Below are 26,597 nucleotides of genomic sequence, written 5' to 3'. Positions count from 1 at the left end.
CTTATTTCTTGACCGGGTTGCCTTCGGCATCGATCACGGTCACTTCGCCCAGGTTCAAGGCGCGCACGGCCGCTTCGGTCTGCTTGAGATCACCCACCACCACCCAGGTCAGCGCCTGCGGCTTGATCTCGGCGGCGGCCTGCTGCACCTGCGCCGGGGTCATCGCCTCGATCTCGGCCTTGCGACGCAGCACGTAGTCGTCCGGGCGCTTGAACTGCACGATCGAGCCGATGGTCGAGGCCACCGCGCTGGCGGTCTCGTAGGCACCGGGCAGGCTCAGGGTCTGGATATTGCGGATGCGGTTGACCTCGGCAGCGGTGGCCGGCTTGCTGCCATCGGCGAACGCGGCGATTTCCTTGCGCATTTCCGCCAGTGCCGGGCCGGTCTTGTCGATCTGCACCGGCGCGCTGGCCATCCACGGGCGCTGGCCCACCGAATTGACCGCGCTGCTGCGCGCACCGTACGACCAGTGCTTGTCTTCACGCAGGTTCATGTTCAGGCGCGAGGTGAAGTCGCCGCCGATCACACCGTTGGCGATGTCGAAGCGGGTCGAGCTGGTGGCGCTGGAAGGTGCCACCACCTGGCCGGCGAACAGGTTGGCCTGCACCGCGCCCGGCTGGTCGATCAGGAACACGCGCGGGCCCTTCGGCAGCGCCACGTCGGTGGCCGCCTTCACCTGCGGGGCATCGCCGGCAGCCTTCCAGTCGCCCAGCTGCTTGTCCAGCAGCGGCACGATCTCGGCCAGGGTGGTGTCGCCAACCACGATCAGGGTGCCGTTCTGCGGGCGCAGCCAGTCGTGATGGAAGTCGACCAGGTCCTCGCGGGTCAGGCCGTTGATCGCCGCCTCGTCGCCGCTGCCGGTGAACGGAATGGCATACGGGTGGCCCTTGCCGTACAGCAGCGGGGGCAGCACGCGCATCGCCACCGCGCCCGGGTTGACCTTCTCCTGCTGGATGCCCGCGATCCAGCTCGCCTTGACCCGGTCGATCTCGCCCTGCTCGAAGCGCGGTTCGCGCAGCAGGTCGCGGTACAGCGCCAGCGACGGCACCAGGTTTTCCTTCAGCGCCGACAGGTCCACGCTCATCGAGTCCAGGCCGGCCGAGGCATCCAGGCTGGCGCCCAGCGCATCCGCCGCATCGGCGAAGGCCAGCGAGCCGAGCTTGCCGGCACCCTCGGTCATCAGGCTCATGGTGAAGTTGGCGGTGCCCGGTTTGCGGCCCTGGTCGGCACTGAAGCCGCCCGGGAACTGGTAGCTGAACTGCACCACCGGAATCTCATGGCGCTCGGCCAGGATCACCTGGGTACCGTTCTTCAGTGTCGCGCGCTGCAGCGCCGGGAACTTCAACTGCGGGAACTCGCGGGTCTGCGGCACGCCGGCCTTGCGGTCGACCTGCTCCGGCAGCGTGCTGTACTTCGGGTCCACCGCTGGCACGGTGAACGGCTTCGGCGCCTGGCTCGGATCTTCCTTCAGCGCCACGCGCTCACCCGGTGCGATCACCAGGGTGTGGCTGCCCTTGTCCAGCCACTGTGCGCCGAGCCGGCTCAGATCGGCGGCACTGGCCTTCTCGATGTTGGCCAGCGAGGTGCGGAAGCAGCCCGGGTCGCCGGTGAACACCGCACATTCTGCAAGGGCGTCGGCCTTGCCGCCGAAGCCACCGATGCGCTCGATGCCGCGGATGAAGCCGGCGCGGGCGCCGGTCTTGGCGCGCTCCAGTTCTGCGGCGGTCGGGCCCTGCTTGATCAGCCGGTCCAACTCCTCGTCGATGATCTTCTCGACCTTGGCCGGGTCCTGGCCCTGCTTGACCGTCGCCATGATCACGAAGTTCGAACCCAGCTGCGACGTCGACAGGCCTGCCGCGATGCTGTCCACCAGCTTGTCCTGGTGCTGCAGGCGCTGGCTCAGCCGCGAGGACTTGGCGCCGCCCAGTACCTGCGCGAACAGCTGCAGCTGATCGACCTCGGTGGTACCGACCTGCGGCACGTTCCAGGCGCGGTAGATACGCGCCTGCGGCACCTTGTCGGTCATCGTCTCGCGCGTGTCGGCGCTGCGCTTGGCCACGTTCACCGCCGGCTGCGCCATGGTCGGGCCGGCCGGGATGCTGCCGAAGTACTTGCCAACCTTTTCCTTGGCGGTGGCCAGGTCGATGTCGCCAGCCAGTACCAGCACGGCGTTGTTCGGGCCGTACCAGGTGCGGAACCAGGTCTTCACGTCATCCAGCGACGCCGCGTTCAGATCGTTCATCGAACCGATCACGCCGTGGTGGTACGGGTGGCCAACTGGATACAGCGCCTTGTTGAGCTGGTCCCAGGCCTGGCCGTAGGGCTGGTTCTCGCCTTGGCGCTTCTCGTTCTGCACCACGCCACGCTGCTCGTCCAGCGCCGCCTGGTCGATCGCACCGACCAGATGGCCCATGCGGTCCGATTCCATCCACAGCGCCATGTCCAGCGCAGTGGTGGGCACGTTCTCGAAGTAGTTGGTGCGGTCGGTATTGGTGGTGCCGTTCTGGTTGGTGGCGCCGACCTGCTTGAACGGCTCGAAGAACTCGCCGTCGTGGTTTTCGCTGCCCTGGAACATCAGGTGTTCGAACAGGTGCGCGAAGCCGGTGCGGCCGGCCGGTTCGTCCTTGCTGCCGACGTGATACCAGACGTTGACCGCGACGATCGGCGCCTTGCGATCGGTGTGCACGATCACGCGCAGGCCGTTGGGCAGGGTGAACTGCTCATACGGGATATCGACCTTGGCCGGTGCGGCCGGCTTTGCCGCCAACGCATGGGAAGGCACAAGCGTGCCCAGGGCGGTGCTGAGGGCAACGGCCAGCAGCGCAGTGCGCGGGCGAAGGGCGAGAGACATATCCGGATCCTTGGTCACATAGGTGAACCCCGATCCTAGCGTGCGCGCGCAACGGCAGGAATCGGTCGCCAGTCACTGGGGGTGTTTGCCTCCTTGCCCCTCCACCCCTGCTTTGCGGCCCGGGAGGGGCGGTCACAAGCGCCCGCAGGCAACGCCCGGACAGTGTCCGCGGCCCGAGGAATGGACAGGTGTCCGCCCACCGGACACTTCTCTATCCGAATAAACTCCTTCTAAATCAATAACTAAAAGTTGGCACGCGGATTGCTTGGTAATTCCTGCGCCAGGAAGGGCTTCAGACGAAAGCTGACTGAAGACTGAACAAATGCAGGAAATCGGAAATTTTCCTTGCACGCCCAGAATTGGTGTACTACCTTACTACCACACCACTGATCACCAACACTAAACAGGCCCCGTCATGAACGCCAAGACCATTGCCATCGCCATCGCCCTGATCGCCGGCACCGCGGTTGTTTCGTCGGTGCAGGCCTCCGAATCCATCAAGACGCTGTCCACCGTGCAGGTTCGTCCGGCCGCCGACCAGCTGGCCCAGCAGGCCTGGGAACAGGCCAGCGGCATCCCGACCCTGGCCACCGTGGAAGTGCGCCCAAGTGCCGACCAGCTGGCCGAGCGCAACGGCTACGTCGCCGCCGCGGTCGCCGCCGCGATGCCGATCACCACCCTGGCCTCGGTGGAAGTGCGCCCGAGCCTGGAGCAGCGCGTCGCCCTGGCCGCCGAACTGGAAGCCCAGCGCTACGCAGCGACCCTGGCTGCCGCCGCCACCAGCGTCGCCAACCAGGTGATCGTCAACCTGCCGGCCCTGCAGGTGCGTCCGAGCGCCGCCGACCTGCAGGCCCTGGCCACCGAAACCGCCCAGGTCCTGCTGCGCCCGTAAGCGGTGCCGCCCTGCCTCGCGCAGGGCGTGCGCCGTAAAGGCGGCGGTCGTCGCAGGTACACTGCGCCGATGAATGCCGCGCCCCAGTTCCACGTGATCCTGTTCCAACCGGAAATCCCGCCCAACACGGGCAATGTGATCCGGCTCTGCGCCAACACCGGCGCGCAGCTGCACCTGGTCGAGCCGCTCGGCTTCGCACTGGAAGACAAGCAGCTCAAGCGCGCCGGCCTGGACTACCACGAGTATTCGCGCCTGCAGGTGCACCCCGACCTGGACACCGCGCTGGCGCGGATCGCACCGAATCGGTTGTTCGCACTCAGTACCCGCGCCAGCGTGCGCTACGACAGCGTGGCCTTTGAAGAGGGCGATGCATTCCTGTTCGGGCCGGAAAGCCGTGGCCTGCCGCAGGACGTGCTCGATGCCCTGCCCGACGGCCGCCGCCTGCGCCTGCCGATGCGGCCGGGCAACCGCAGCCTGAATCTTTCCAACACGGTTGCCGTGGTGATGTACGAGGCGTGGCGGCAGCACGGGTTTGCCGGCGGCGCGTAGCTCCACGCGTCTCTCTTCTGCCTGATTGTTGCTGTGGCGGGCGCATGCGTTCATGGGCGTTACTTTTCTTTCCGCGCGGAAAGAAAAGTAACCAAAAGAAACGCGCCGCCATCCGCGAGCCGGTGCTGCGCACCGGTGCCTTGCGCTCCTCGGCCCGCCGGGGGACGGCGCGGAACTCGCTACGCTCAGACACCCGCGCCTCTTCGCCCCCGCCGGACCTGCGGTGCTCGGCTCGCTTCAAGGCGGACCCGACAGCCGCGCGGTACAGGCTGTCCTTGAACCCATCGCGGTCCGGTGCGCGGTTCGGTACACCGATCGCTCGCCTGCGAATACGCTACTGGACAATGCCGGCCAGCGGCCGGCACTACCGGTGCACTCAGAACGCGTTGATGCCGGTCAGTTCGCGGCCGATCACCAGCTGGTGCACGGTCTCGGTGCCTTCATAGGTGATCACCGATTCCAGGTTCAACGCGTGACGGATCGCCACGTGTTCGGTGGTGATGCCGGCCCCACCCAGCAGATCGCGACACTCGCGGGCGATGTCGATGGCCATGCGGCAGTTGTTCCACTTGGCCAGGCTGACCTGCTGCGGCTGCAGCTGGCCGGCTTCCTTCAGGCGGCCCAGCTGCAGCGCCAGCAGCTGTGCGGTGGTGATGCGGCGGGCCATCTCGGCCAGCTTGATCTGCGCGCTCTGCGTGGCCGCCAACGGGCGGCCGAACAGCACGCGCTCCTTGGCGTAGCCCAGCGCTTCATCCAGGCAGGCGATGGCCGCGCCGATCGGGCCCCAGCTGATGCCATAACGGGCCTGGGTCAGGCAGCCCAGCGGTCCCTTCAGGCCCATCACGTTGGGCAGGCGGTGGCTGTCGGGCACGCGCACGTCATCGAAGTACAGCGCGCCAGTGAGCGAGGCACGCAGGCTCATCTTGTGCTTGATTTCCTGGGTGCTGAAGCCGGCCATGTCCTTTTCCAGCACGAAGCCCTGGATCCCGTCCTCGGTCTGCGCCCAGACGATGGCCAGGTCGGCCACCGGGCCGCTGGTGATCCACATCTTGCTGCCGCTGATGCGCCAGTCGCTGCCGTCGCGCACGGCGCGGGTCTTCATGCTGGCAGGATCGGAACCCCCATGCGCCTCGGTCAGGCCGAAGCAGCCGATCAGCTCGCCGCGCGCCATCGCCGGCAGCCACTGCTGGCGCTGTTCCTCGCTGCCATAGGCGTAGATCGGGTACATGCACAGCGAGCTTTGCACCGAGACGAAACTGCGCAGGCCGGAATCGCCGCGCTCCAGCTCCTGGCAGATCAGGCCATAGCTGACCGCGCCGAGGCCACCGCCGCCGTACTCGGTCGGCAGCGTTGCGCCGAGCAGGCCCAGTGACGCGATCTCCGGCACCAGTTCAGACGGAAAACGGGCCTGGTCGAAGGCATCGCCGATGATCGGCAGCACGCGCTCGTCGGTGAAGCGGGCGACACTCTCCTGCACCGCACGCTCTTCCTCATTGAGCAGGGAACGGACATCGAACAGATCGTACGGATGCAAAGCCATGGCACTCACACGCAGTCAGGACCCGGCCATTGTCGGTCATCCGGGCAGTGCGTGCCGACAGGGTTGGCCCCCACCAGGGCTGAGACACTACGCTGCGCTGCAGCAATCGTGTGGTGAACGGCGTCTATCTAGCTCGATCACGCGCGTCCCGGTACCCTGACACATTCAAACAACCGTTTCGCCCGTGGCCGCACGCGCGATTCCCAGGCACCGCCGGTGGCCCCGATGCCGGCCCTACCCACGAGTCATGCAATCGATGAGCGCTGAAGCCAACGCCCTGCCCCCGCGTGAAGTAATGGAGTTCGACGTGGTGATCGTCGGCGCCGGTCCTGCCGGCCTGGCCGCCGCGATCCGCCTGCGCCAGCGCGCGATCGAAGCCGGTCGCGAGCTGTCGGTGTGCGTGCTGGAAAAGGGCTCCGAACCGGGCGCGCACGTGCTCTCCGGTGCGGTGATGGACCCGCGCGCACTGACCGAACTGTTCCCGGACTGGGCCGAACGCGGCGCACCGCTGAAGCAGAAGGTCACCCGCGACGAATTCCTGTTCCTCAGCGAGACCGGCGCACGCAGCACGCCCAACGCGCTGCTGCCGGAGTGCTTCCACAACGAAGGCAACTACATCATCAGCCTGGGCGAAGTGACCCGCTGGCTGGCGCAGCAGGCCGAGGCGCTGGAAGTGGCGATCTTCCCGGGCTTTGCCGCCGCCGAAGTGCTGTTCGGCGACAACGGTGAAGTGATCGGCGTGGCCACCGGCGACATGGGCATCGAGAAGGACGGCAGCATCGGCCCGGCCTTCGAGCGCGGCATGGCGCTGCACGCCAGGTACACGGTCTTCGCCGAAGGCGCGCGCGGCCACCTCGGCCGCCAGCTGATCGCCCGCTACAAACTGGACGAAGGCAAGGACCCGCAGGCCTACGGCATCGGCATCAAGGAGCTGTGGCAGATCGACCCGGCCAGGCATGAGCCGGGCCTGGTGGTGCATGCGGCTGGCTGGCCGCTGGACAGCGACACCTACGGCGGCGCGTTCCTGTACCACGCCGACGGCGGCAAGGTCGCCATTGGTTACGTGGTCGGCCTGGACTACAAGAACCCGTGGCTGAGCCCGTTCGAGGAGTTCCAGCGTTTCAAGACCCATCCCTCCATCCGCAAGCACCTGGAGGGCGGCACCCGCATCGGTTACGGCGCCCGTGCGATCACCGCCGGCGGCCTGCTGTCGCTGCCGAAGACGGTTTTCCCCGGGGGCGCGCTGGTCGGCTGCGAAGCCGGCTACCTCAACGCCAGCCGCATCAAGGGCAGCCATGCCGCGATCAAGACCGGCATGCTGTGCGCCGACGCCGCGTTCGACGCACTGGCCGCCGATCGCCAGCACGATGAACTGAGCGCCTACCCGAAGGCGTTCGAAGCCAGCTGGCTGTTCACCGAACTGCAGCAGGCCAAGAACTTCAAGCAGTGGTTCAAGAAGGGCCAGACCGTGGCCACGCTGATGACCGGCGTGGAGCAGTGGCTGCTGCCCAAACTGGGCGTGCGCAACCCGCCGTGGACCCTGCATCGCACCCAGCCGGATCATGCCTGCCTGGAGCCGGCGGCCAAGCACACCCGCATTGCCTACCCGAAGCCGGATGGCGTGCTGACCTTCGACCGCCTCAGCTCGGTGTTCCTGAGCAGCACCAACCACGACGAGAACCAGCCCAGCCACCTCACGCTGAAGGACCCGAGCATTCCGGTGAAGGTGAACCTGGCCGAGTACGCCGGTCCGGAAGCGCGCTACTGCCCGGCCGGCGTGTACGAGTTCGTCGGCGAAGCCGACAGCGCGCGCCTGCAGATCAACGCGCAGAACTGCGTGCACTGCAAGACCTGCGACATCAAGGACCCCACCCAGAACATCGTGTGGGTGACCCCGCAGGGCGGCGGCGGCCCGAACTACTCGGGCATGTGATCGCCCCGGGCTGCGACCGCGTGTCGCAGCCCGGCGGCTCGACCTCACCGCTATCCTGCCGCCCATGCGCGCCGACCGCCTGCTCATTGCCATTGCCGTGTCCCTGCTCGCCACGGCCTGCCAGCGCCCGCCTGCTGCGCCCGCCACGCCCGAACAGGCCCGGCAGCAGGCCATGCAGCGCGCGTTCGAACTGTGCGCCGGTTGCCACACCGTGCAGCCCGGCGGCATCCACCGCTTCGGGCCGAACCTGCATGGCGTGATCGGCCGCCGCGCCGGCAGCTTGCCCGACTACGGCTATTCCGAGGGCATGCGCCGCGCCGACATCACCTGGAGCGCGCAGACCCTGGATGCCTTCCTGCAGTCGCCCACCCACGTGGTGCCCGGCACACGCATGTACAACGCCTTTCCCAGCGCCGAACGCCGCGCGCTGGTGATCGCCTACCTGCAGCAGCAGTCGGCTCAGTGAGCCAATCGCTGCAGCTGGCGCTGCAGCCGTGCCACGAACGCCGTTACAGCGGCGAACACCGGTGCCGGATCGGTCTCGCCCGCATCCTGCAGGCGCTCGACCAGTGCGTTGGCCTGCCCGGCCAGCACTGTCGCCCCAACCGCACCCAGGCCGCCGGCCAGGCGATGCAGGTGCAGCGCCGCGGTTTCGCGGTCGCCGGCCTGCACGGCGCGTTGCACGGCCGCCAGATCGCCCTCGCTGGCCTGCAACAGGCTGTCGCGCAGCTGCTCGGCCACCACGCGTGAGCCGAACCGCCGCTGCAGGCTGGCCAGATCAGGCAGCGTCCCGCCATCGTCGGCAGCGGGTCCGGCCTGCGGCTCCACAACCGATAGTCCCTGCGCCTGCGGCAACCAGCGCAGCAGCGCGGCGCGCAGGGTTGCCAGCGACAGCGGCTTGGACAGTACTTCGTCCATGCCGGCCTCGCGGCAGCGCCGTGCATCGTCGTCCAGTACGCTGGCGGTGAGCGCCAGTACGGTCAGCCGCGGCTGGCCGTTGCGACCCTCGCGTTCGCGCAGCAGGCGGGTGAAGGCGAAGCCATCCAGCACCGGCATCCGGCAATCGGTGATGACCAGATCGAACGGCTCCGACGCCAACCGGTCCAGCCCCTGCTGGCCATCGCCGACCAGCACATGCGGCACACCCAGCTGCTGCAGGCGCCAGGCCATCATCGCCTGGTTGGTCGGATGATCTTCGATCACCAGCACGCGTGCCTCGCGCAACGCCGGCGGCAGCAGCGCCGCCTGTTCCTCCTCGGCGGCAAGCGCTTCAACATCGCCACGGCCGGCTTCCACCAGCGACAGCCGCACCTCGGCGCGGGTACCCTCGCCCAGCGTGCTGTGCAGCTCCAGTTCGCCATCCATCATCTGCACCAGGCGTTGGCAGATGCTCAGGCCAAGGCCGGTACCACCATGGTCACGCTGGATGTATGCACCGGCCTGGGTGAACGGCGCAAACAGGTGCTGCAACTGTTCCGGCGCGATTCCGATGCCGGTGTCGGTGACGCTCAGGCACAGCGGCTGGCTTCCGTCTTCGGCGGTCGGCCCCAGCACTTCCAGCTGCAACCGCACTTCGCCACGCACGGTGAACTTGATGGCGTTGCTGAGCAGGTTGAACACGATCTGGCGCAGGCGCACGCCATCCACTTCGTGCGCCGCTGCCAGCTGTGGGTCGATCTGCACGTGCAGGTCCAGCCCACGTGCACTGGCCTGCGCCGACAGCAACCGGCACACGCTCTCCAGCAAGGGCCGCAGCGGCTGCGGCACCGGTTCCAGGCGCAGTGCGCCGGCCTCCAGCCGCGAGTAATCGAGAATATCGTCGAGGATCTGCCGCAGCATCTGCGCGGAATCCTCGATCACGTCGAGAATGCGCTGCTGCTCGGCATCCAGCGGCGAATGAGCCAGCACCTCAAGCATGCCCAGCACGCCGCTCATCGGCGTGCGGATCTCATGGCTCATGGTTGCCAGGAAACGCGACTTCGCCTCCGCGGCCTGTTCGGCCTCTGCCTTGGCCGCAGTCAGGGCCTCGGCCTGCGCACGCGCCTCGCTGACGTCCACCCAGTAACCACTCCAGATCACCGCGCCCGCTTCCGCAGCATAGGGATGGGCCTGGCTGCGCACCCAGCGCGCGCCGGTGCCTTCAGGACGCAGCCGGAACTCGAGAATGAGCGGCGCGAACTGCCGCGCCGCCTGCTCGACCGCATGCAGGATGTGCTCGCGGTCATCTTCCTCAATGCGCTCCAGCAGGCAGGTTGCATCCTGTTCGGCCTGCTGCCGGCTGATCCCGAACAACGCCTGCAGGTCACCGGCAATGAACGGGAAACTGAGGGTTCCGTCAGCCGCACGGCGTGCTTGATAGACCACGGCGGGCAGGTTGTCGGTGACTTCGGCCAGGCGCTGTTCCAGATGGCGACGCCCGGCTACCTCACGGCGCAGCCGCCAATGCCCGATGGCGTGCACCAGCAGCGCGGTAAGCAGCACCAGCAGCAGCGGCACGCCCCAGCGCGCCACGCGGGTCCACTCGAGGCCGTTGCGGTATTCGACGGCCAGCCAGTCGCCGCGCAGGGCTTCGCGCTTGCGTGGGGTCATCTGCAGCAGCAGGCGGTCGAAGGTGGTGGCCAGGGCGGCATGGCGGCGCTCGACAGCCAGCACCAGCTGATCGTTGAAGCCGGCCGGTGCGGCCACCTGCAGGCGCCCCGGGAAGCGGTTGCGCAGCAGGTGGTCCACCACGGCCAGGTTGCCTATATAGGCGTCGGCGTCGCCATTGATCAGGCGCTGCAGGGCCTGTTCCGCGCTGCGCGCCGCGATGATCCGGGCCTGCGGTGCCTGCTGCAGCACATAACCACGCACGCGCTCGGGATCGGACAGCAGCACCCGCTTGCCCTGCAGGTCTGACAGGCCCAGCATCGCCGGGCTGTCGCGCCGGCTGACGATCACGTTCGGCACGCTGATGAAGGGCTGGCTGAACACCCAGTCCGGGCCCAGGTAGCGCGAATCGGCCGGAATGCCCATTACCGCCTGCAGCTCGCCGCGGCGCGCCTTCTCGCGCACTTCGTACCAGTCATGGCTGTTTTCCACCTGCAGGTTGGCGCCGGCCTGCAGCAGGCGGCGCAGGTATTCGCTGGCCAGGCCGCTGGGGTTGCCATCCTGGTCGGCGAACGACAGTGGCGCCGCGTTCGGCGCGAAGCCGATCCTCAACGGTTGCTCCAGTACCCGCTTCTCGGCCTGGCTCAGCGCCAGCTGCGCCGATGCCGACCACCGCGGAGGTGGCAGCCAGCGCTGCGCCAGCGCATCGCGCTGGGCCTGGCTGGTCGCGGCCAGCGCCAGGTCCAGCGCTTCAGCCAGTGGCTGCTTGCCGTTGGGAATGCCGAAGTGCAGTCGCTCCGGCGGGAGATCGCTGGGGCGCAGCAGCACGACGCCCCGCAGGTCCTCGCGGGCGATCAGTTCGGTGGCCACATAGGCATTGCCGATGTAAACGTCGGCCTTGTCGTCTCTGACCATCTCCAAGGCCGCCAACGAGTTGTTTGCGACAAGCTGGCGCGCATGCGGAAAGCGGGCGCGCACCTGGGGCGCGGTCAGGAAGTCCTGCTCGATCACCACCCGCAGTCCGTCCAGATCGGGATTGTCGGAGGCACGCAGGTCATCCGGGCGCCCCACCAGGGCCAGCGGGGCCTCGCCATAGGCGGCGGTGTAGACCATGCAGCGGGTGCGGTCGGCACTGAGCCCGACGTTCATCACCACATCAATCTCGCCACGACATGCCGCATCCAGCACGGATGTCCAGTCGGAGTAGCGCCTTGCCTCCACCTTCACGCCCAACTGACGAGCAAGAAGCGACAGATAATCCGGACCCAGGCCAACCTGTTGGCCATCACGGAGGGACTCGAACGGTGGCCAGCCACTGTCATACTGACCCACGACGATGCTCGGACGGGCGGCCAGGTACTCGCGCTGCAGGGGGCTGAGCGGCAACGGCCCGGGCACCGCCTGCGCCAACGCTGCCGGCAGCGCCAGTACGACCAGCAGCAGGACCAGCCCGCGAACAGCCCAGCTACGCATCGGCGTCGATCTCCTAGAATCCTGCCAGGGACCGCGATGGTCGCGGCCCAGCCAGCCCGGTGGCCATACTAGAGCATGAGCTTGCGCATCATCATCGCAGACGACCACCCGGTGGTCCGTATCGGTACCCGCGCCGTCATCGAATCGAGCGGGGTGGGCCGCGTGGTCGGCGAAGCCGACAGCGCGCAGGCGCTGATGGCCCTGCTCGGCAGCCAGCCCTGCGACCTGCTGGTGACCGACTACTCCATGCCGGGCAGCCCGCAGGCCGACGGCTTCGCCATGATCGGCATGATCCGCCGCCGTCATCCAGACCTGCCGGTGCTGATGCTCAGCGTCTCCAGCAATCTGGCGATCCTGCGCATGGTGCTCGACAGCGGCGTGCTCGGCCTGGTCGACAAGAGTTCGTCGATGGACGAGCTGCCGCAGGCCATCCAGTCGGTCTACCGCGGCCAGCCCTACATCAGCCGCAGCTTGCGCGAGCGGGTCGAGGCTGCCGGCAGCTGGCGCATGCGCGAGGGTGACGGCAAGCCGCTGTCGCCACGCGAGGTGGAGGTGCTTCGGCTGCTCGGCACCGGCATGACCGTGAAGGAAATCTCGCTTCAGCTGCACAAGAGCGTCAGCACCATCAGCCGGCAGAAAGGTGATGCCATGCTCAAACTGGGCCTGAAGGGCGACGCCGAGCTGTTCGATTACCTGCGCGACGGCAAGATCTGAGAGCCAGACCGCACAAGAAGGGCATCTGGCACTGCCCTCTTTGACGGGCCGCCGATCTGTGCCAAGATGGTGGGGCATGAGTTCCCAATGCGAGGTCGAAGGAATCGACCGGCTCATGTCCTCGCTCCCGTCCCTGGTGGACGTGGCGCGGTTCCCTGCCGGCCGTCTGGCCCGGCAACGCTGACCATGGAGAGGCGCATGCAACATCCCCCCAAGCTACGCTGGACCCTGCCGTTGCGGCCTCTGCGCGCATTCGCGGCGTGCCTGCTCGTCTCTCTCTCCGCTGCCGCCTGCAGCGCCGCCGATCCGGTCCCCTCGTCCTCCCAGCCCGGCGCCCCTGCGCAGGCTGCCAATGCGCCCCGACAGGATGTTGCCACGATGCAGAACACCTCTCCCGACACCGCCGTTACCCCGCCCGACGCGCCGACCGTGATGTATTTCACCTATCAAGTGGATGGCGATGGCGCGACCTCCTATGAGGTCCAGAACGGCAGCGTGGCGACCTTCTGGTTCGGCCACACCTTCACTCTCGATGGCACTACGTACTACACGGGTTTCTCCTGGGATACCCGCGAGCACTACGGCAAGCCTGGCGAGCAGGCGCAGGCCGGTCCGGACGACCGCGCCAACCTCGCCGAGGCCACCTTCGTGCTGGCCGGCACCGACGCGAAGAAGCCGTGGAAGTTCCGTGGCCAGGAATGGACCATCGGCGCACTGGGCGCGTACGACAAGGCCGACGACGTCGATACCCGGCGCAAGCCGCTTGAACATCGCACCGCCGATGGCCGCCTGCTGCTGGCGGTGCCGACCAGCAGCTTCGACCGCGGCGTCAGCAGCACCGGCTATGCGCTGCTGCTGTTCAACCCCAGGCGCAGCGAAGACGACGTGGACAGCAAGGTCTGGCGCTATGTCGGTACGGTGCGCACAGGCGAAGACAACAGCGCCGCCTGCGACGAAGGCAACGTGATGCCCTGCACCGGCAGCGACGGCGAACTTGCCTTCGCTGCCGATGGCAACGGCCTGCCGCGACTGACCGTGACCTTCAAGGGCACCACCCTCGAAGGCCCCGGCAGGACCCGCACCCTGGGTGCCGGCGACACCGTGCACTACACCTTCGACAGCGCGACCCAGCAGTACCTCGCGCGCTGAAAGCACCCGCCACGCGCGGGTTCCCTGTTGACCGACATGTTCTTGACTCACGGATGAGTCCGGTTGGCGATTCGCGGCATGCGCCGCTCCATCAACCCCGAGGAAAAACGTCATGGCACAGCATGACTACAGCAGAAAGGAAGTCCTGGACATCGTCGAGCAGGTCGCCAGGCAGAAGAGCATTCCGGTCGACGACTTCATGCGCTTCGCGTACATCGAGACCGGTGGCACGTTCAACGAGCGCGCCCACAACGCGTCATCCGGCGCCAAGGGCCTGTTCCAGTTCGTGCCCGGGTCCGCACGCCAGTACCACCTGACCGGCCACGAGTTCGACCCCACCCGCAACACCGAAGCGGCCGCGCAGATGTACCAGGACAACCTGGACTCGATGGCACGCCGCAACGAGCGCACCGGCCACCCGTACCTGTCCGGCGGCAGTACGCCGACCGGGCTGGACCTGTACCTGGCCCACCAGCAGGGCAGTGCCGGCTATGGCTCGGTGCAGACCGCCATTGCCACCGGCACCTTCGGCGTGGTCCGCAACAGCCACGGCGACGAGATCAACATGCGCCGCAACGTGCTGAACCAGATCGGGTCGGACGCGAAGGCGCTGACCGGCCACAGCCTGGCCGAAATGCGCGGCATGAACGATGGCGACCTGGCACGGGCCTTCTCCAGCTACTACATCCACAAGTACGCAGCGATCAGCATCCCGGAAAAGAACATCGAACCGCAGGCGGTGGCACAGGGCCAGGGCCAAACCCCGGCAGCGCCCGCACAGGCCAGCGCAGCCGTGGCGGCCGGTGCTGCCACGCTGGCGGCAACCGCAACAGCCGCTGCCGCGCCGAAACCGGGCATCGAACTGCAGGCCGCCTACGAGGCCGGCGTGAAGTACGACGATGTGAAGTACGCCATCAACATTCCGGGCCACGCGCTGTACGTACCGGGCAAGACCGGCAAGAACGTGGACCAGGGTTACATCGATTGCTCCGGCTGGGTCGGCACGCTGCAGAACCGGACCATGGACGAGATCAACCAGAAGGCCGGGCATGCGGTGTTCAGCAAGGCCGATCGCATCGACCTGGGCAACCTGGGTTCCGGCGGCATCGTGCGCAAGGCATTCGACCAGTCCGGCGTGCTGCTTGACCGCGACGCGATCCTCAAGCCCGGTGCGCTGAAGGAAGGCATGATCATCGGCCTGGATACGGCCAGGACCCGCCATGAACACTGGAACGGCATCGACCACATCGTGATGGTGGTGCGCGACCCGAACACCGACAAGCTGCTGATCAGCCAGTCCACCGGCAGCAAGGGCGTGCACACCATGCCGGTGGAGGACTACCTCAAGCAGGTGAAGGACCACCCGCACTGGAAGCTGTTCGCGTCCGATCCATTGTCCAAGGCCCGTGACCTGCTGGAAAACCGCACCCAATCGCACGAGCAGACCCAGGGCAAGGCCAACGCCGAGCACAAGGCGGCCGCCACGCCGCACGCCGAACTGTACAAGCAGGGCGCACACAGCGAGGGCGTGCGCAAGGTGCAGGAGCAGCTGGGCCACCTGGGCTACGTCGGCGCCGACGGCAAGCCACTGGTCGAGGATGGCCGCTTCGGCCGCAACACCGACGCGGCAGTGCGCCAGCTGCAGAAGGACAACGGCCTGGTCGTCGACGGCATCGTCGGTCCGAAGACGCTGGAAGCGATCAAGGAAGCACGCGAACGGCCCTTGCTGAACGACGAGCGGCACCCACGCAATCCGATGTACCTGCAGGCCACCGAAGGCCTGGAGCGGCTGCCGGCAGGTACCTTCAAGGATCGCCACGCGCTGGAAAGCGCCGCCGCGGCCCTGACCAAGGAGGCGCATGCCGCCGGCCTGCAGCGCATCGACACGGTGGTGCCCAGCCCGAACGGTGAGCGCCTGTTTGCCGTGCAGGGCACGATCGGTGACCCGGCGGCCAGCCGCGTGGCGGTGGACACCCGTGCGGCCAGCGAGCAGAGCATCGCGCTCAGCAGCGGTGCCGTGCAGGGCGCGCCTAACGTGCTGCACCAGCAGCAGGACGCCCAGCAGGAGCAGGCCCGGCAGGCACAGAAGGCGATGGGCGTCTAAGCCCGCAAACGCCTTGGCAGAGAAGGGAGGGCCACGTCCGCGTGGCCTTTCCCTTTCTGCCAGCTGAGCGGCCGAGGCCGCTTTCAGCCTTGCTTCATGCCGCCTGCCGCTAGATGAATGCGCAAGCCGCACGGTGGACCAGGCAATGTTCCGGCAATGTTGGAACGTCAGCGTGGTCTCCACGGCAGCCGGGGCGCCCGCGCCCTCCCTGCCCAGCGTGGCATGCACCTCACAGGAGAACGAACATGCTCAGTACTTCCACACTCAGCTTCCGTGGTCTGGCGATGGCTCTGGCACTGGTGGCCAGTGTGGCCGTGGTCAGCGATGCCAGCGCGATGTCGAGGAAGGACAAGCGCACCCTGGTCGGCGCCGTGGTCGGTGGCGTGGCCGGCAACCTGCTCTCCAACGGTGATCCTGCCGCCACCGTGGGCGGCGCCGTGGCCGGCGGCGCGATCGGCAACCTGACCACCTCCGACCGCCGCGACCGTCGTTACTACGACAATCGCCGTTACGACGACCGCTACGATCGCCGTTACGACCGTGGCTACTACCGCAGCGGCTACTACGACCGCGGTGACGACCGTCGCTGGCAGCGCGAGCGCTACTACGACAACCGCTACTACCACGACCGCGGCCGCCATCGCGGCTGGTAAGCAGCGCGGCGGCATCACCGCAGCTGATGCACGGACGGGCGGGTCGATGACCCGCCCGTTTGCGTTGGCCGCGTGCATGGCGTTGAATGCGCAGCCTTGGATGTGACTTTCCCCACCGGGGCTGCGGCATGACTTCTTCCTCCCACCGCGTGCAGGGCCTGAACAACGACGAGGTTGCTGCCGACTGGCCACCGATCAGCGCGGCGGACATTGCTTGGCTGCGCCAGCGCTACCCTCAGCTGGACGAGCAGAGCCAACCGCGCTGGCACAGCCCGCGGCCACTGTCGGCCGCCGCCATCGTCAATGGCAGGGACGGCGCGGTGTTCATCAAGCGCCACCACCACAGCGTGCGCAGCGCGGCCTGCCTGGAAGAAGAACACCGCTTCATCGCCCATCTCGCCGCAGCGGGCGTGCCGGTGGTGCAGGTGCTGCCAGCGGCCGATGGCCACAGCGCCGTCGAGCATGGCGAATGGACCTTCGAGCTGCATGCGGTTGGCGTCGGCGAGGATCTGTACCGTAATGCCGTATCGTGGTCGCTGCTGACCGACGTTGCACAGGCCCGCGAAGCCGGGCGCGCACTCGCGCAGCTGCACCGTGCCGCCGCCAGCTACCACGCGCCCCAGCGCAGTACCCATGTGCTGGTCGCGCGCGATGATCTGATCCGCAGCGACGATCCGGTCGCGGCCATCAAGGCAGGGCTGCACGAGCGCCCCGCGCTGGCCCGCTATCTCGCGCGCATTCCGTGGGAGGCGCAGCTGCAGCGTGACGTGCTGCCGTGGCATGCCGGCCTGGCCAAGCGCCTGCGCGACGAGCCCCGGCTGTGGGCCCACAACGACTGGCATGTGTCCAACCTGCTGTGGCGCGATGGGCAGATCAGTACCGTGCTGGACTTCGGCCTGGCGTCGCCTACCAGCGCACTGTTCGACCTCGCCACCGCGATCGAGCGCAACGCGGTGGCGTGGCTGGAACTGGAGCGCGGCATGCAGGCAGTGCGCATCGATATCGCGCTGGCGCTGCTCGACGGCTACCGTCAGGCGCTGCCGCTGTCGGCGGCACGCGTGCACCTGCTGGCCGACCTGCTGCCGATGGTCCATTTCGACTTCGCACTGTCCGAAGTGGAGTACTTCGAAGGCGTCACCGGCTCGACCGCCAACGCCGATGTAGCGTGGCGGCCCTTCATGCTGGGGCACCCGGCGTGGTTCCACAGCGCGCCGGGACAGGCACTGCTGCAGGCCCTGCACGCGGCAGCCTGAAGGGCGCCGGCTCGCAAATCCGTACCATTTGTAGTGAAATGGTCACCTGAAGCGGGGGTGCCTGGATCTGCCAGGCTGAGAGAGTCCCTTGGAACCTGATCCGGTTTGCACCGGCGTAGGGAGCTTTGAGCCGCAGCCACACCCCCGTCATGGGCCGGTGCACCTGCGCGCCGTCGCTTCGTCTCCCTTGTTGTCCGAAGACGAATCGAATGAACCGCTGCCTGCACCCCACCCTGCTCTCCCTCGCCCTCTGCGCCGCGCTGCCGCTGCACGCCAGCGAGGCCGAAGCGTCCCCCGATGCGGCTGCCACCGGCGCCGAGCATTCGCCGACCGAACTGGCAGCGGTGCGCGTGCAGGCCGGCAAACCGAAAGCCGATACCTCGCGCGTGAACGCCTTCGGTGGCGGCAGCTGGAAGGACACGCCGGCCTCGGTGAACGTGCTCGAGCGCGACTATCTCGACCGTCGCCAGGTGCGTTCGCTGTCCGAGCTGGCCAGCAACGATGCCTCGCTCGGTGATGCGTATGCGCCGGTGGGTTACTACCAGAACATCGCCATCCGTGGCTTCGCGCTGGACGCCGCCACCGGCTACCGCTTCAACGGCCTGTCCATCGCCGGCGAACAGCGCCTGGCGCTGGAGAACGTGCAGTCGGTGGAGATCCTCAAGGGTGAAGCCGGCCTGGCCGCAGGCGTGATGGCACCGGGTGGCATCATCAACTACATCGGCAAGCGCCCGGCCGAAGTGCGCACCGCCACGCTCGGCACCGATTCGGAAGGCTCGCGCTACGTCGCCGTCGATGTCGGCCACTGGATCACCCCGCGCTTCGGCCTGCGCCTGAATGCCGCGTGGGATTCCAGCAATTCCTATGTCGAGCACGCCGATGGCCGCCGCAATTTCTACTCGCTGGCGGCCGACTGGCTGATCGGCGAACGCGGCAAGCTGGAAGTGGATGCCAACTACCAGACCAGCTCGCAGCGTTCGGTGTCCGGTTACCAGCTGCTGGGCGCACGCGACCTGCCGCGCGGCGTCGACCGCGAGCACCTGCTCGGCTACCAGCCGTGGCAGCGTCCGGTGGATATCGCCAGCACCAACATCACCGCCCTGCACACCTACGACTTCAACGAGGCCTGGCAGTCGCGCGTCTCGGTCGGCCACAGCCGCTCGGTAATCGATGACAACGTCGCCTTCGCCTACGGCTGCTACTACGCCGTGCAATGCGCCGATGGCAGCGTGCCGGGCAACTACTTCGCGCCCAACGGCGACTACGACGTCTACGACTACCGCAGCCCGGACGATACCCGCCGCAACCAGCAGGCCCGTGCCGAGCTGCGTGGCCGTTTCGAGACCGCCAGCGTCGGCCATGAGCTGACCCTCGGCGCCGACTACTTCCGCCGCACCGTGGACAGGCGCCCGAGCGTCAACGAGTACGTCGGCACCACCAACATCCACGAGGCACCGGTGCCGGTGTTCGAGCCGTCGCCGAAGATGCCCGGCCCATCCGCACGTCGCCTGGACAGCCGCCAGACCGCCTTCTTCGCGCTGGACCGGATGAGCTTCGGTGACGACTGGCAGTGGCTGGCCGGTGGCCGCTTCGTGCGCCTCGATGAGCGCGCCTACGACAAGCGTGGCACCCCGCAGCGGCACAGCCGCTTGTCGCGCTTCCTGCCGCAGACCGCGGTGGTGTGGAAGGCCACCGACCAGCTCAATGCCTATGCCAGCTACGTGCGCGGCATTTCGCTGGGCCAGGAAGCGCCGTTCTGGACCAGCAATGCCGACACCTTCCTGCCGTCGGTGCAGTCGCGCCAGCTGGAAGTGGGCGTGAAGTACGTGCCGGTCGAGGCGTTGACCCTGGGTGCGGCCGTGTTCCGCATTTCGCAGCCGTACCAGTACGCCAGGCCGGACAACAGCGACGTGGGCTACACCTTCGTCGAGGAAGGCACCCAGACCCACACCGGCCTGGAGCTGACCGCCAACGGCCAGCTGACCGATGCATTGCAGATCGTGGCCAGTGCCAGCGTGCTGCAGGCGCGTGCGCGCGACACCGGCACGCCGGCTTATGAAGGCCATCAGCTGGTGAATGTGCCGAAGGTGCGGGCCAGCGTGCATGTGGCCTATGCGCTGCCGTTCGTGCAGGGCCTGGATGTCACTGGCGGCTGGCGTTATGCCGGTGCCAACGTCGCACGTGCCGACGGCGGCGTGCGCGCACCGGACTACTCGGTGTTCGACGCTGGTCTGCGCTTCCAGCATCGCCTGCACGAGCGTGCGGTGACCTGGAACCTGTCGGTGGACAACGTGTTCAACCGCTTCTACTGGCGCGATACCGGCAGCAGCGGCGGTGACTACTACCTGTTCCCCGGCGCACCGCGACAGGCCCGCCTGTCGGTGACGTTCGCGCTGTGAGCGGCGTGATGCTCGAGTGGACCGCCGCACTGTGCAGCATCCTTGGCGTCTGGCTGATGGCCCGGCGCCGGCTGGTGGCGTGGCCGGTGGGCCTGCTGTCGGTGACGCTGTACGGGCTGGTATTCGCCGAGGCCAAGCTGTACTCGGATACCCTGCTGCAGGTCGCCTTCGGTGGCTTCCTGGTCTACGGCTGGCTCAACTGGCGGCAGCATGCCGCCGATGAGGGCAGCATCCGCATCGTGCCGCTGGCGCGCGGCAAGCTGCTGCGCGACCTGGCCATCGGCCTGTGTGGTGGCGTGGCGCTGGGTGCGGCCATGCATACCTTCACCGATGCCGCACTGCCGTGGTTGGACGCGCTGCTGACCGGCCTGAGCCTGGTCGGGCAGTGGTGGCAGGCGCGCCGCCACGTGGCCTGCTGGTGGGTGTGGATCGCGGTGGACGTGGTCTACGTGGGCGCGTACCTGTTCAAGTCGCTGCACGTGACCGCCGCGCTGTACGTGTTCTTCCTCGGCCTGGCCGTGTTCGGCCTGCGCGCATGGAGCGCCGCCGCGCGCGAGCCACAGGTGGCAACCCGGTAGAGCCACGCCATGCGTGGCGGGCTACCGGTAGTCGCCAACCTGGGTTGGCGCGCGCCTGCCGACCAAGGTCGGCATCTACCCACCACATCCACGCATGGCGTGGATCTACTTCGGTTCCAGCAACAGGCCCAACCGCAGCGGCTGGCGCATGTCGGCCGGCGGGGCTGCCTGCAACGGCGCGCCCTGCAGCGTCGCGCGCAGGTCTGCGTCGACCTGGGCGTCACCCAGGCTGTCGAATTCCAGCTTCGAGATGCGGCCATCCGCCGCGATCCACACGCTCACCGGCAGCGGCGTCGGTGCGTCCGGATGTGCCTGCAGCCATGCCAGCACGCGCTGCGCCTGCGGGTCCTGCTCCTGCTGCAGGCGCTGCTGCAGCTGGCCACCGACCGCAGCGGCGTAGGCCATCCAATGCGCAGGGGCGTCCTGCGCGGACACCGCGGCGCTCCCCAGTGCCAGCGCACCGAACACCGCGGCCAGCGGCCGCCACCAGCGGCGTGCGCCGGTTGTGTTCCTTGCCATCGCCATCGCCCGCCCCTGCGCTCTCATCCAACGGCTGATGGTCGGGGCGGTAGATGACAGGCAGATGGCGGCACAGTAGAGCCACGCCATGCGTGGCTGCTACGGGCAACGTGCGTACCATCCACGCGTGGCGTGGATCTACTGGAACAGAGCGGCCAGTAGCGTGCGCAAGGACGGGAGCCGCGATCAATCGCCCAGATCGGCCAACACTTTGCGCGAGGGCGCGAAGAAGGTCACGCCGGTGGTGGCGGTGGAGAAATCGAGGATGCGGTCGTGCAGCGGCGCGGGATTGCCGATGAACATGCGCTCGAGCATCTTCTCGATCACCCACAGGCGGCGCGTGTAGCCGATGAAGTAGGTGCCGTATTCGCCGCGGCCCGGGTTGGCGAACGGCATGTTGTCGCGCAGGATCTCATGCTCGCCGTCGGCGTCCTCGATGGTGCACAGGGTCTTGTGCGATTTCTGCGCATCGGCCGGTGCATCGTCCAGCTCGATGTTGTCGTGCTTGGTGCGGCCGATGATCGCCTCCTGCGCCTCGGTCTTCTGCGCGCGCCAGGCATCGAGATTGTGCAGGTACTTCTGCACCACCACGTAGCTTCCGCCGGCATGTTCCGGGTCTTCCTCACCAACGATCGTGGCTTCCGGCAGCGACAGCCCTTCCGGGTTGGCGGTGCCGTCGACGAAATCGAGCAGGTCGCGGCCATCGAAATAGCGGAAACCGGCTACGTCATCGACCGCTTCCACCGCATCGCCGAAGGCCATCAGCAGGTTGCGCTCGAACGCCACGATCAGGTCCATCGTGCGCGCCCGGATGTGGTACAGCAGGTCGCCCGGCGTGGACACGGCGGTGTGGGTGGCGCCCTTGATCTCGCGGAACGGCTTCAGCTCGCGCGGCGGCGTGGTGCCCACCAGCGGCTGCCACACACGGTGGCCGATGGCCACGTTGCAGGTGAAGGTGCGCTCGATCTCGCGGATGGCGGTGTTCTTGATCAGGTCATCGGTGCTGGCCAGCACCTCGCGCGCCCTGGCGATCGACGCCTCATCGTCCTTCACCTTCAGCACCAGGAACGCCGCCGAATGGGTCAGTGGCGCGGTGATCTGCTGCGGCTCGTTGTCGAGCGTGTGGTTGAGGGCGGTGATCTGGGCGGGCTGGGTGTTCACGGTATTCCTGCGGGCTTGAGGCGGGCGCGTCGCGAGTGGCGATGTGCGGGCGATCATAGCGGAACCGCCTGACCGGGGACGGAGCGGTTCTCGTTCCGTCCACCGGCGATGGTACGAAGACTCAATCCAGATCGCTCCACACCGCCAGCTCGTAGCCATCCAGGTCGCGGAAGTGGAAGCGGCGGCCGCCGGGGAATGCGAACACCGCTCGCACCACCTCGCCACCGGCAGCGACTACGCGCTGCTGCGCGTCGGACAGGTCCGCGCAATACACGATCACCAGCGGCCCTCCGTGGACACGCACCGGCACGTCGGCCACGAAGCCGCCCTTCAGGCGGCCATCGTCGAATTCGGTGTAGGCCGGGCCATAGTCGGTGAAGTGCCAACCGAACACCTCGCCGTAGAAGCGTTTGCTGCGGGCAATGTCGGCGACGTTGAATTCGATGTTGTCGATGCGGCGTTCGGCATCGCGGGATGCGGCGTGGCTCATGGCGTGGCTCCGTGTTGGGAGCCCCAGCTTCAATCAACGTGGCATCGCGGTCTTGAACGAAACGGCCATCATTGGCCCCATTCCAGGCGCAGCTCGCGTGCTGTCATGCTGGCAAGCTCACGTGCCTCGCGGCTGAGATGGGCCTGGTCGGCATAGCCGGCCTCGGCGGCCAGCATCGCCAGGGAGTGCTGCGGCAGCGCGCGGCTGTGGCGCAGAAAACGTTGCAGCCGCAGGATCCGTTCCAGCGTCTTGGCGCCGTAGCCGAACTGCGACTGGCTGAAGCGCCGCAGGCTGCGCGGACTCAGGCTCAGGCGTGCCGCCAGCGTATCCAGCGTGGCGTCACCAATGGCGAGCGCCTGGAACAGGGCATGTGCACGCTGCGCCGGGGTATCGAGCGCGGACGCACCCATATGCTGTTGCAGGCAGTGCGCCATCCGCTGCAGGCGCTGTGCAGGCGCGGTGTCACCAATGGAGGCCGCCGCCTTGCTCGCCCACGCGCCCTTCAGATCGGCCAGTGGCACGGCCTGGCCGATGATCTCGGCCAGGGGCAGGCCCAGCGCGGCCAATGCCTGGCCGGGACGGAAGCGTGCCCCCAGCACCTGCGCACCGGGTGCCAGCGCCGGGTGCGCGGCCACGCGGTCCGGGCCGACCACGAACAACGCACCGTCGCGCCAGAGGATATCCACGCAACCATCGGGCAGTACGGTGATGTGCCCATCGGCATCGTCAGGAAGCTGGCTCTGCCACAGCTGACCAAAGTGGCCGCGCAGCGGCGCAGGCGCCGGATGCTTCTGGTAGGCCGTGCCAGTACCTGCGAGGGGGGAAGAGTCGCCCATGCCGCATTGTCGCGCTACAGGGCCCATAAAAGTGAAGCCCGGCGCGAGGCCGGGCTTCGGTTGGCGTGTGGGAGAGAGAGAGAGAGTCACACGCCAGCACAACACGCACTAACGGCAGGCGTTTGTTACCAGGTGAAGCGCGGGCCCACGAACCACTCGCGGTCGCCAGCCTTGGCCAGCTTCACTTCGCCGCTCAGGCCCCAGTTCTGGTTGAACTTGGCGGTGGCGCCGACACGGCCGTAGAACTCGCCGTCCGGGTTGTAACCGTGCTTCTTGCTGAAATCTTCGTAGCCGGCCATCACGTAGCCTTCCACGTACGGGTTGAACGCGGTGCGCACGCCCACTTCGGTGGAGTAGCCGTTGAAGTCCAGGCCGTGCTTCATGTCGTACTTCTGGTACGCAACGCGAGCCACCAGGTCGGTGTTCGGTGCGATGCCGTAGTTGTAGCCGGCGCCGATGCGCCACTGGTCGACATCGTTCTTGAACTTGTCGGTCTCCTGCGCGCTGTAGTCGCCGAAGATATGGAAGTTCGGGTGCACCGCAACGGAACCCTTCACCTTCCAGCCATCGGCGTCGCCGCCCTTGGCGTCGGTGTTCACGTAGCCGCCTTCAACGTAGTTGTACGACAGGCCGTCGGTTGCCGATGCAGCGAATGGCAGGGCAGCCAGAAGGCCCAGAGCGAGCAGCGAATTCTTGTTCATCGGGACACACCTTTAATTATTTTGGTTTCGTCGGCCGCCTCCCGGGAGGGGGAGAGAGAGGAGGCGATCGACAGGTGTGAATTATCCGTTAGGGGGTCTAATCAACCCTGAATATTGAACTGACTGGTATATAAATGTGGGCAACGTTCAGGGAACTCCGCATGCCGCACACATCCGCCGCGTCACTGCTGTTGCGGGGACGTGCCCGCCGTAGGGTGCGCGAGCTGCTGCTCATCATCCTTGCGATGATGCTGCAGGCGGCCGAGCGCAGCCAGCCTCCTGCGCGCATCGTGATTCAGACGGACGATGTCACGCGTTTCTTCCATGTGCTGGATGCCAGCGCTGGAAAGCCGAGTGCCGACGATCTGCAGCGCGGCTATCTGGATGCTGGCACAGACGCTCTGCGCAGCTTCACCGACAGCCGTATCGGCTCGATGGAGCGGCTGGCCAGGGCCATCCAGGACACACCGGCATTATTTGCGAAAGCGAGAACCTGCGCGACAGCATTGCCATTGATCCGCATGCGCGTCGCCGCTGCCGTCGATCAGCTGGGCACCTTGTTGCCGTCTGCGGCGCTTTCCCCGGTCACCGTACTGGTGGGCCGCGGCAACAGTGGTGGCGTGACCGCCGAAGCAGGCGTGGTCATTGGACTGCAAGCGCTGTGCGACGCCGACTGGATGAGGCCGATGTCGGCGACCGTTTCGTGCACCTGATTGCCCATGAGTACGTGCACGTGCAACAGCCAGGTGCACGCGTGGAAGTCGAGCAGCCCACCCTGCTCTATCAGGCGCTGCTGGAAGCCAGCCGGTGGCGGCCCGCGTGCGCTGGCATCGAGGCGGTGCCGACGGCACTTCGATGAAATCCGCTTCATGCTGATGAATACGTGCTTCTGAACAGGCACAAGGCAAGCCGGCCGATGCACGTCCGCCCGCGTGATCCTGCTTGTTAAGTTTTGTTGATCGAACGTCTTCACGGCGCTTCCACGTCTTCCAATTCCAGCTGAAAGCACGGGCTAGCGCCGGGAACAAACGCCGCTATATTCCAGCTTCCCCAGACGAAGGAGGGAGTTGGAAATGAAACTGACCAAGCAGCACATCAACGCAGCACGTGCCATCACCGTCGCCATCGTGGCCACCGTAAGCCTCGGCGCTTGCGCCACCTACAAGGACGAGTTCGCAACCATCAACTCGCGCCTCGATCAGCTCGACGTAAAGGTGCAGGGCGCTGCCCAGAGTGCCGAGTCCGCCAACCAGTCGGCGCAGCAGGCCAACCAGCGTCTGGACCAGATCGAAGGCCGCGTACAGCAGCTTGAAAGGGCACCGGCCGGTCGCAAGCCGCGCGGCTGATAGCTCTCTCACCCTTTGAATTGATCCACCTCTGTATCGGGAACCAGTGGCCTTCGCCGGCCACTGGCATCCTTCCACCCAGAATTGCATTGCAAGGAGCCGTCCCATTCGTACCTCCTCCTCCCCTGCACGCCGCGTCTTCCATGCCGCACTGGCGTTGGCACTGGCCGTTGCGTGCAGCGGCGCAGCCAGCGCCAAGGGCAAGGACAAGGAAGCGCCTGAACAACGCATTGCCGCCGTTGATGAACTTCCGCCCGACCAGAGCGTGTCCGAAACAGTGATCGAGCTTGCCGGCTGGGTGGTCGCCAGCAAGGACAACCAGGGCTATCCGTTTGCGGTCATGGACAAGGCGGCGGCGCAGGTTCTGGTCTTCGGCGGTGACGGCAAGCTGCGCGGCGCAGCACCGGCGCTGTTTGGGTCGGCGATCGGCGACCACTCCGCACCGGGCGTCGCCAAGCTCGCACTGAGCGCGATTCCCGGCCACGACCGCACCACGCCGGCTGGCCGCTTCATTGGCGGTTACGGCCCGTCCGACGATGCCGGACGCGTGCTGTGGGTGGACTACGATTCCGCAGTCTCGATGCACCCGCTGCCGCCGGGCAGCCCGAAGGAAAAGCGCGCCGAGCGGTTGGCATCGCCCTCGCCGGACGACAACCGCGTCACCCACGGTTGCATCAACGTTTCGCCTGCGTTCTACGAGCAGATCGTGCACTCCACGTTCGAGAAGGGCGGTGTGTTCTACATCCTGCCGGACAAGGATTCGATCGCGAAGACCTTCCCGGAGTTCGCACAGAGCCGTGGGAATGCGAAGGAAGAAGACGAGAAGGGCGCGCGGCGCGCGAGCAAATAGAGCGCGTTTGCGTAGCGGAA

At 67.1% G+C, this 26,597-nt stretch carries 21 protein-coding genes, 1 pseudogene and 1 riboswitch; of the genes and pseudogenes, 14 read left to right on the top strand and 8 right to left on the bottom strand.

Annotated elements, in window-relative coordinates; translation table 11 throughout:
* Position 1 precedes the first annotated feature (1 nt).
* Entirely contained in the window at positions 2-2,851 is a 2,850-nt protein-coding gene (locus tag N5C25_RS07710; protein WP_279936728.1) for a pitrilysin family protein, read from the bottom strand.
* A gap of 415 nt (positions 2,852-3,266) precedes the next feature.
* Between N5C25_RS07710 and N5C25_RS07705 the strand changes: the two genes are divergently transcribed.
* Positions 3,267-3,743 (top strand): hypothetical protein, encoded by a 477-nt coding sequence (locus N5C25_RS07705; protein WP_279936727.1) that lies wholly within the window; start codon positions 3,267-3,269, stop codon positions 3,741-3,743.
* A gap of 69 nt (positions 3,744-3,812) precedes the next feature.
* Positions 3,813-4,292, top strand: coding sequence for a tRNA (cytidine(34)-2'-O)-methyltransferase (locus tag N5C25_RS07700; protein ID WP_021202091.1), 480 nt, complete (start codon positions 3,813-3,815; stop codon positions 4,290-4,292).
* A gap of 376 nt (positions 4,293-4,668) precedes the next feature.
* Here the strand turns inward: N5C25_RS07700 and N5C25_RS07695 are convergent, their stop codons facing one another.
* Positions 4,669-5,832, bottom strand: coding sequence for an acyl-CoA dehydrogenase family protein (locus tag N5C25_RS07695; protein WP_279936726.1), 1,164 nt, complete (start codon positions 5,830-5,832; stop codon positions 4,669-4,671).
* Between the two features lie 256 nt (positions 5,833-6,088).
* Here N5C25_RS07695 and N5C25_RS07690 point away from each other — a divergent pair, with 256 nt between their 5' ends.
* Together N5C25_RS07690 and N5C25_RS07685 are read left to right on the top strand one after the other, a co-directional pair.
* Positions 6,089-7,765, top strand: a complete 1,677-nt coding sequence (locus tag N5C25_RS07690; protein WP_279936725.1) for an electron transfer flavoprotein-ubiquinone oxidoreductase — start codon at positions 6,089-6,091, stop codon at positions 7,763-7,765.
* A gap of 64 nt (positions 7,766-7,829) precedes the next feature.
* Positions 7,830-8,231: a c-type cytochrome gene (locus tag N5C25_RS07685; RefSeq protein ID WP_021202094.1), complete on the top strand. Its 402-nt coding sequence runs from the start codon at positions 7,830-7,832 to the stop codon at positions 8,229-8,231.
* Here the strand turns inward: N5C25_RS07685 and N5C25_RS07680 are convergent.
* Positions 8,225-11,824, bottom strand: coding sequence for a transporter substrate-binding domain-containing protein (locus N5C25_RS07680; protein ID WP_279936724.1), 3,600 nt, complete (start codon positions 11,822-11,824; stop codon positions 8,225-8,227). The genes N5C25_RS07685 and N5C25_RS07680 overlap by 7 nt on opposite strands.
* 75 nt (positions 11,825-11,899) lie before the next feature.
* On the opposite strand from N5C25_RS07680, the gene N5C25_RS07675 reads away from it, so the two are divergent.
* From N5C25_RS07675 to pnuC, 7 genes are all read left to right on the top strand, one after another.
* Positions 11,900-12,538, top strand: coding sequence for a response regulator transcription factor (locus N5C25_RS07675; protein WP_019661903.1), 639 nt, complete (start codon positions 11,900-11,902; stop codon positions 12,536-12,538).
* A 378-nt stretch (positions 12,539-12,916) separates the two neighbouring features.
* Entirely contained in the window at positions 12,917-13,687 is a 771-nt protein-coding gene (locus N5C25_RS07670; protein WP_279936723.1) for a hypothetical protein, read from the top strand.
* 112 nt (positions 13,688-13,799) lie between these two features.
* Positions 13,800-15,791, top strand: coding sequence for a peptidoglycan-binding protein (locus N5C25_RS07665; protein ID WP_279936722.1), 1,992 nt, complete (start codon positions 13,800-13,802; stop codon positions 15,789-15,791).
* Between the two features lie 245 nt (positions 15,792-16,036).
* Positions 16,037-16,444, top strand: coding sequence for a glycine zipper 2TM domain-containing protein (locus tag N5C25_RS07660; protein WP_262212764.1), 408 nt, complete (start codon positions 16,037-16,039; stop codon positions 16,442-16,444).
* A gap of 128 nt (positions 16,445-16,572) precedes the next feature.
* Complete coding sequence (locus N5C25_RS07655; RefSeq protein WP_279936721.1) at positions 16,573-17,697, top strand: phosphotransferase; 1,125 nt, start codon at positions 16,573-16,575, stop codon at positions 17,695-17,697.
* 43 nt (positions 17,698-17,740) lie between these two features.
* A riboswitch (TPP riboswitch) is annotated at positions 17,741-17,836 on the top strand.
* A gap of 70 nt (positions 17,837-17,906) precedes the next feature.
* Complete coding sequence (locus tag N5C25_RS07650) at positions 17,907-20,096, top strand: TonB-dependent siderophore receptor (protein ID WP_058980200.1); 2,190 nt, start codon at positions 17,907-17,909, stop codon at positions 20,094-20,096.
* An 8-nt stretch (positions 20,097-20,104) separates the two neighbouring features.
* Positions 20,105-20,674, top strand: coding sequence for a nicotinamide riboside transporter PnuC (pnuC, locus tag N5C25_RS07645; RefSeq protein ID WP_058980262.1), 570 nt, complete (start codon positions 20,105-20,107; stop codon positions 20,672-20,674).
* 105 nt (positions 20,675-20,779) lie between these two features.
* Here pnuC and N5C25_RS07640 read toward each other — a convergent pair whose 3' ends face one another.
* The 5 genes from N5C25_RS07640 to N5C25_RS07620 form a co-directional block, all read right to left on the bottom strand.
* The gene (locus tag N5C25_RS07640) at positions 20,780-21,199 is read right to left on the bottom strand and encodes a hypothetical protein (RefSeq protein ID WP_058980202.1); all 420 of its coding nucleotides are present in this window, start codon (positions 21,197-21,199) and stop codon (positions 20,780-20,782) included.
* A gap of 180 nt (positions 21,200-21,379) precedes the next feature.
* The gene (locus N5C25_RS07635) at positions 21,380-22,354 is read right to left on the bottom strand and encodes a Dyp-type peroxidase (RefSeq protein ID WP_021202103.1); all 975 of its coding nucleotides are present in this window, start codon (positions 22,352-22,354) and stop codon (positions 21,380-21,382) included.
* 121 nt (positions 22,355-22,475) lie between these two features.
* Positions 22,476-22,844, bottom strand: a complete 369-nt coding sequence (locus N5C25_RS07630; protein ID WP_134735581.1) for a VOC family protein — start codon at positions 22,842-22,844, stop codon at positions 22,476-22,478.
* 68 nt (positions 22,845-22,912) lie between these two features.
* Positions 22,913-23,680, bottom strand: a complete 768-nt coding sequence (locus tag N5C25_RS07625; RefSeq protein ID WP_262212757.1) for a DUF6597 domain-containing transcriptional factor — start codon at positions 23,678-23,680, stop codon at positions 22,913-22,915.
* 125 nt (positions 23,681-23,805) lie between these two features.
* On the bottom strand, positions 23,806-24,381 hold the full coding sequence (locus N5C25_RS07620; protein WP_021202106.1) for an Ax21 family protein: 576 nt from the start codon (positions 24,379-24,381) through the stop codon (positions 23,806-23,808).
* 245 nt (positions 24,382-24,626) lie between these two features.
* Between N5C25_RS07620 and N5C25_RS07615 the strand changes: the two are divergent.
* The 3 genes and pseudogenes from N5C25_RS07615 to N5C25_RS07605 all read left to right on the top strand — a co-directional run.
* Positions 24,627-25,180: pseudogene (locus N5C25_RS07615) on the top strand (lytic murein transglycosylase); the annotation flags it as partial.
* A gap of 274 nt (positions 25,181-25,454) precedes the next feature.
* On the top strand, positions 25,455-25,727 hold the full coding sequence (locus N5C25_RS07610; RefSeq protein WP_005407606.1) for a hypothetical protein: 273 nt from the start codon (positions 25,455-25,457) through the stop codon (positions 25,725-25,727).
* Positions 25,728-25,884: 157 nt separating this feature from the next.
* Positions 25,885-26,577 (top strand): L,D-transpeptidase, encoded by a 693-nt coding sequence (locus tag N5C25_RS07605; protein WP_021204019.1) that lies wholly within the window; start codon positions 25,885-25,887, stop codon positions 26,575-26,577.
* Positions 26,578-26,597: the final 20 nt, after the last annotated feature.

The sequence above is a fragment of the Stenotrophomonas sp. GD03958 genome (assembly GCF_029839005.1).
Lineage (GTDB): Bacteria > Pseudomonadota > Gammaproteobacteria > Xanthomonadales > Xanthomonadaceae > Stenotrophomonas > Stenotrophomonas hibiscicola.
The sequence above is the reverse complement of the archived record's forward strand: the minus strand, read 5'-3'. Positions and strand labels throughout refer to the sequence as shown.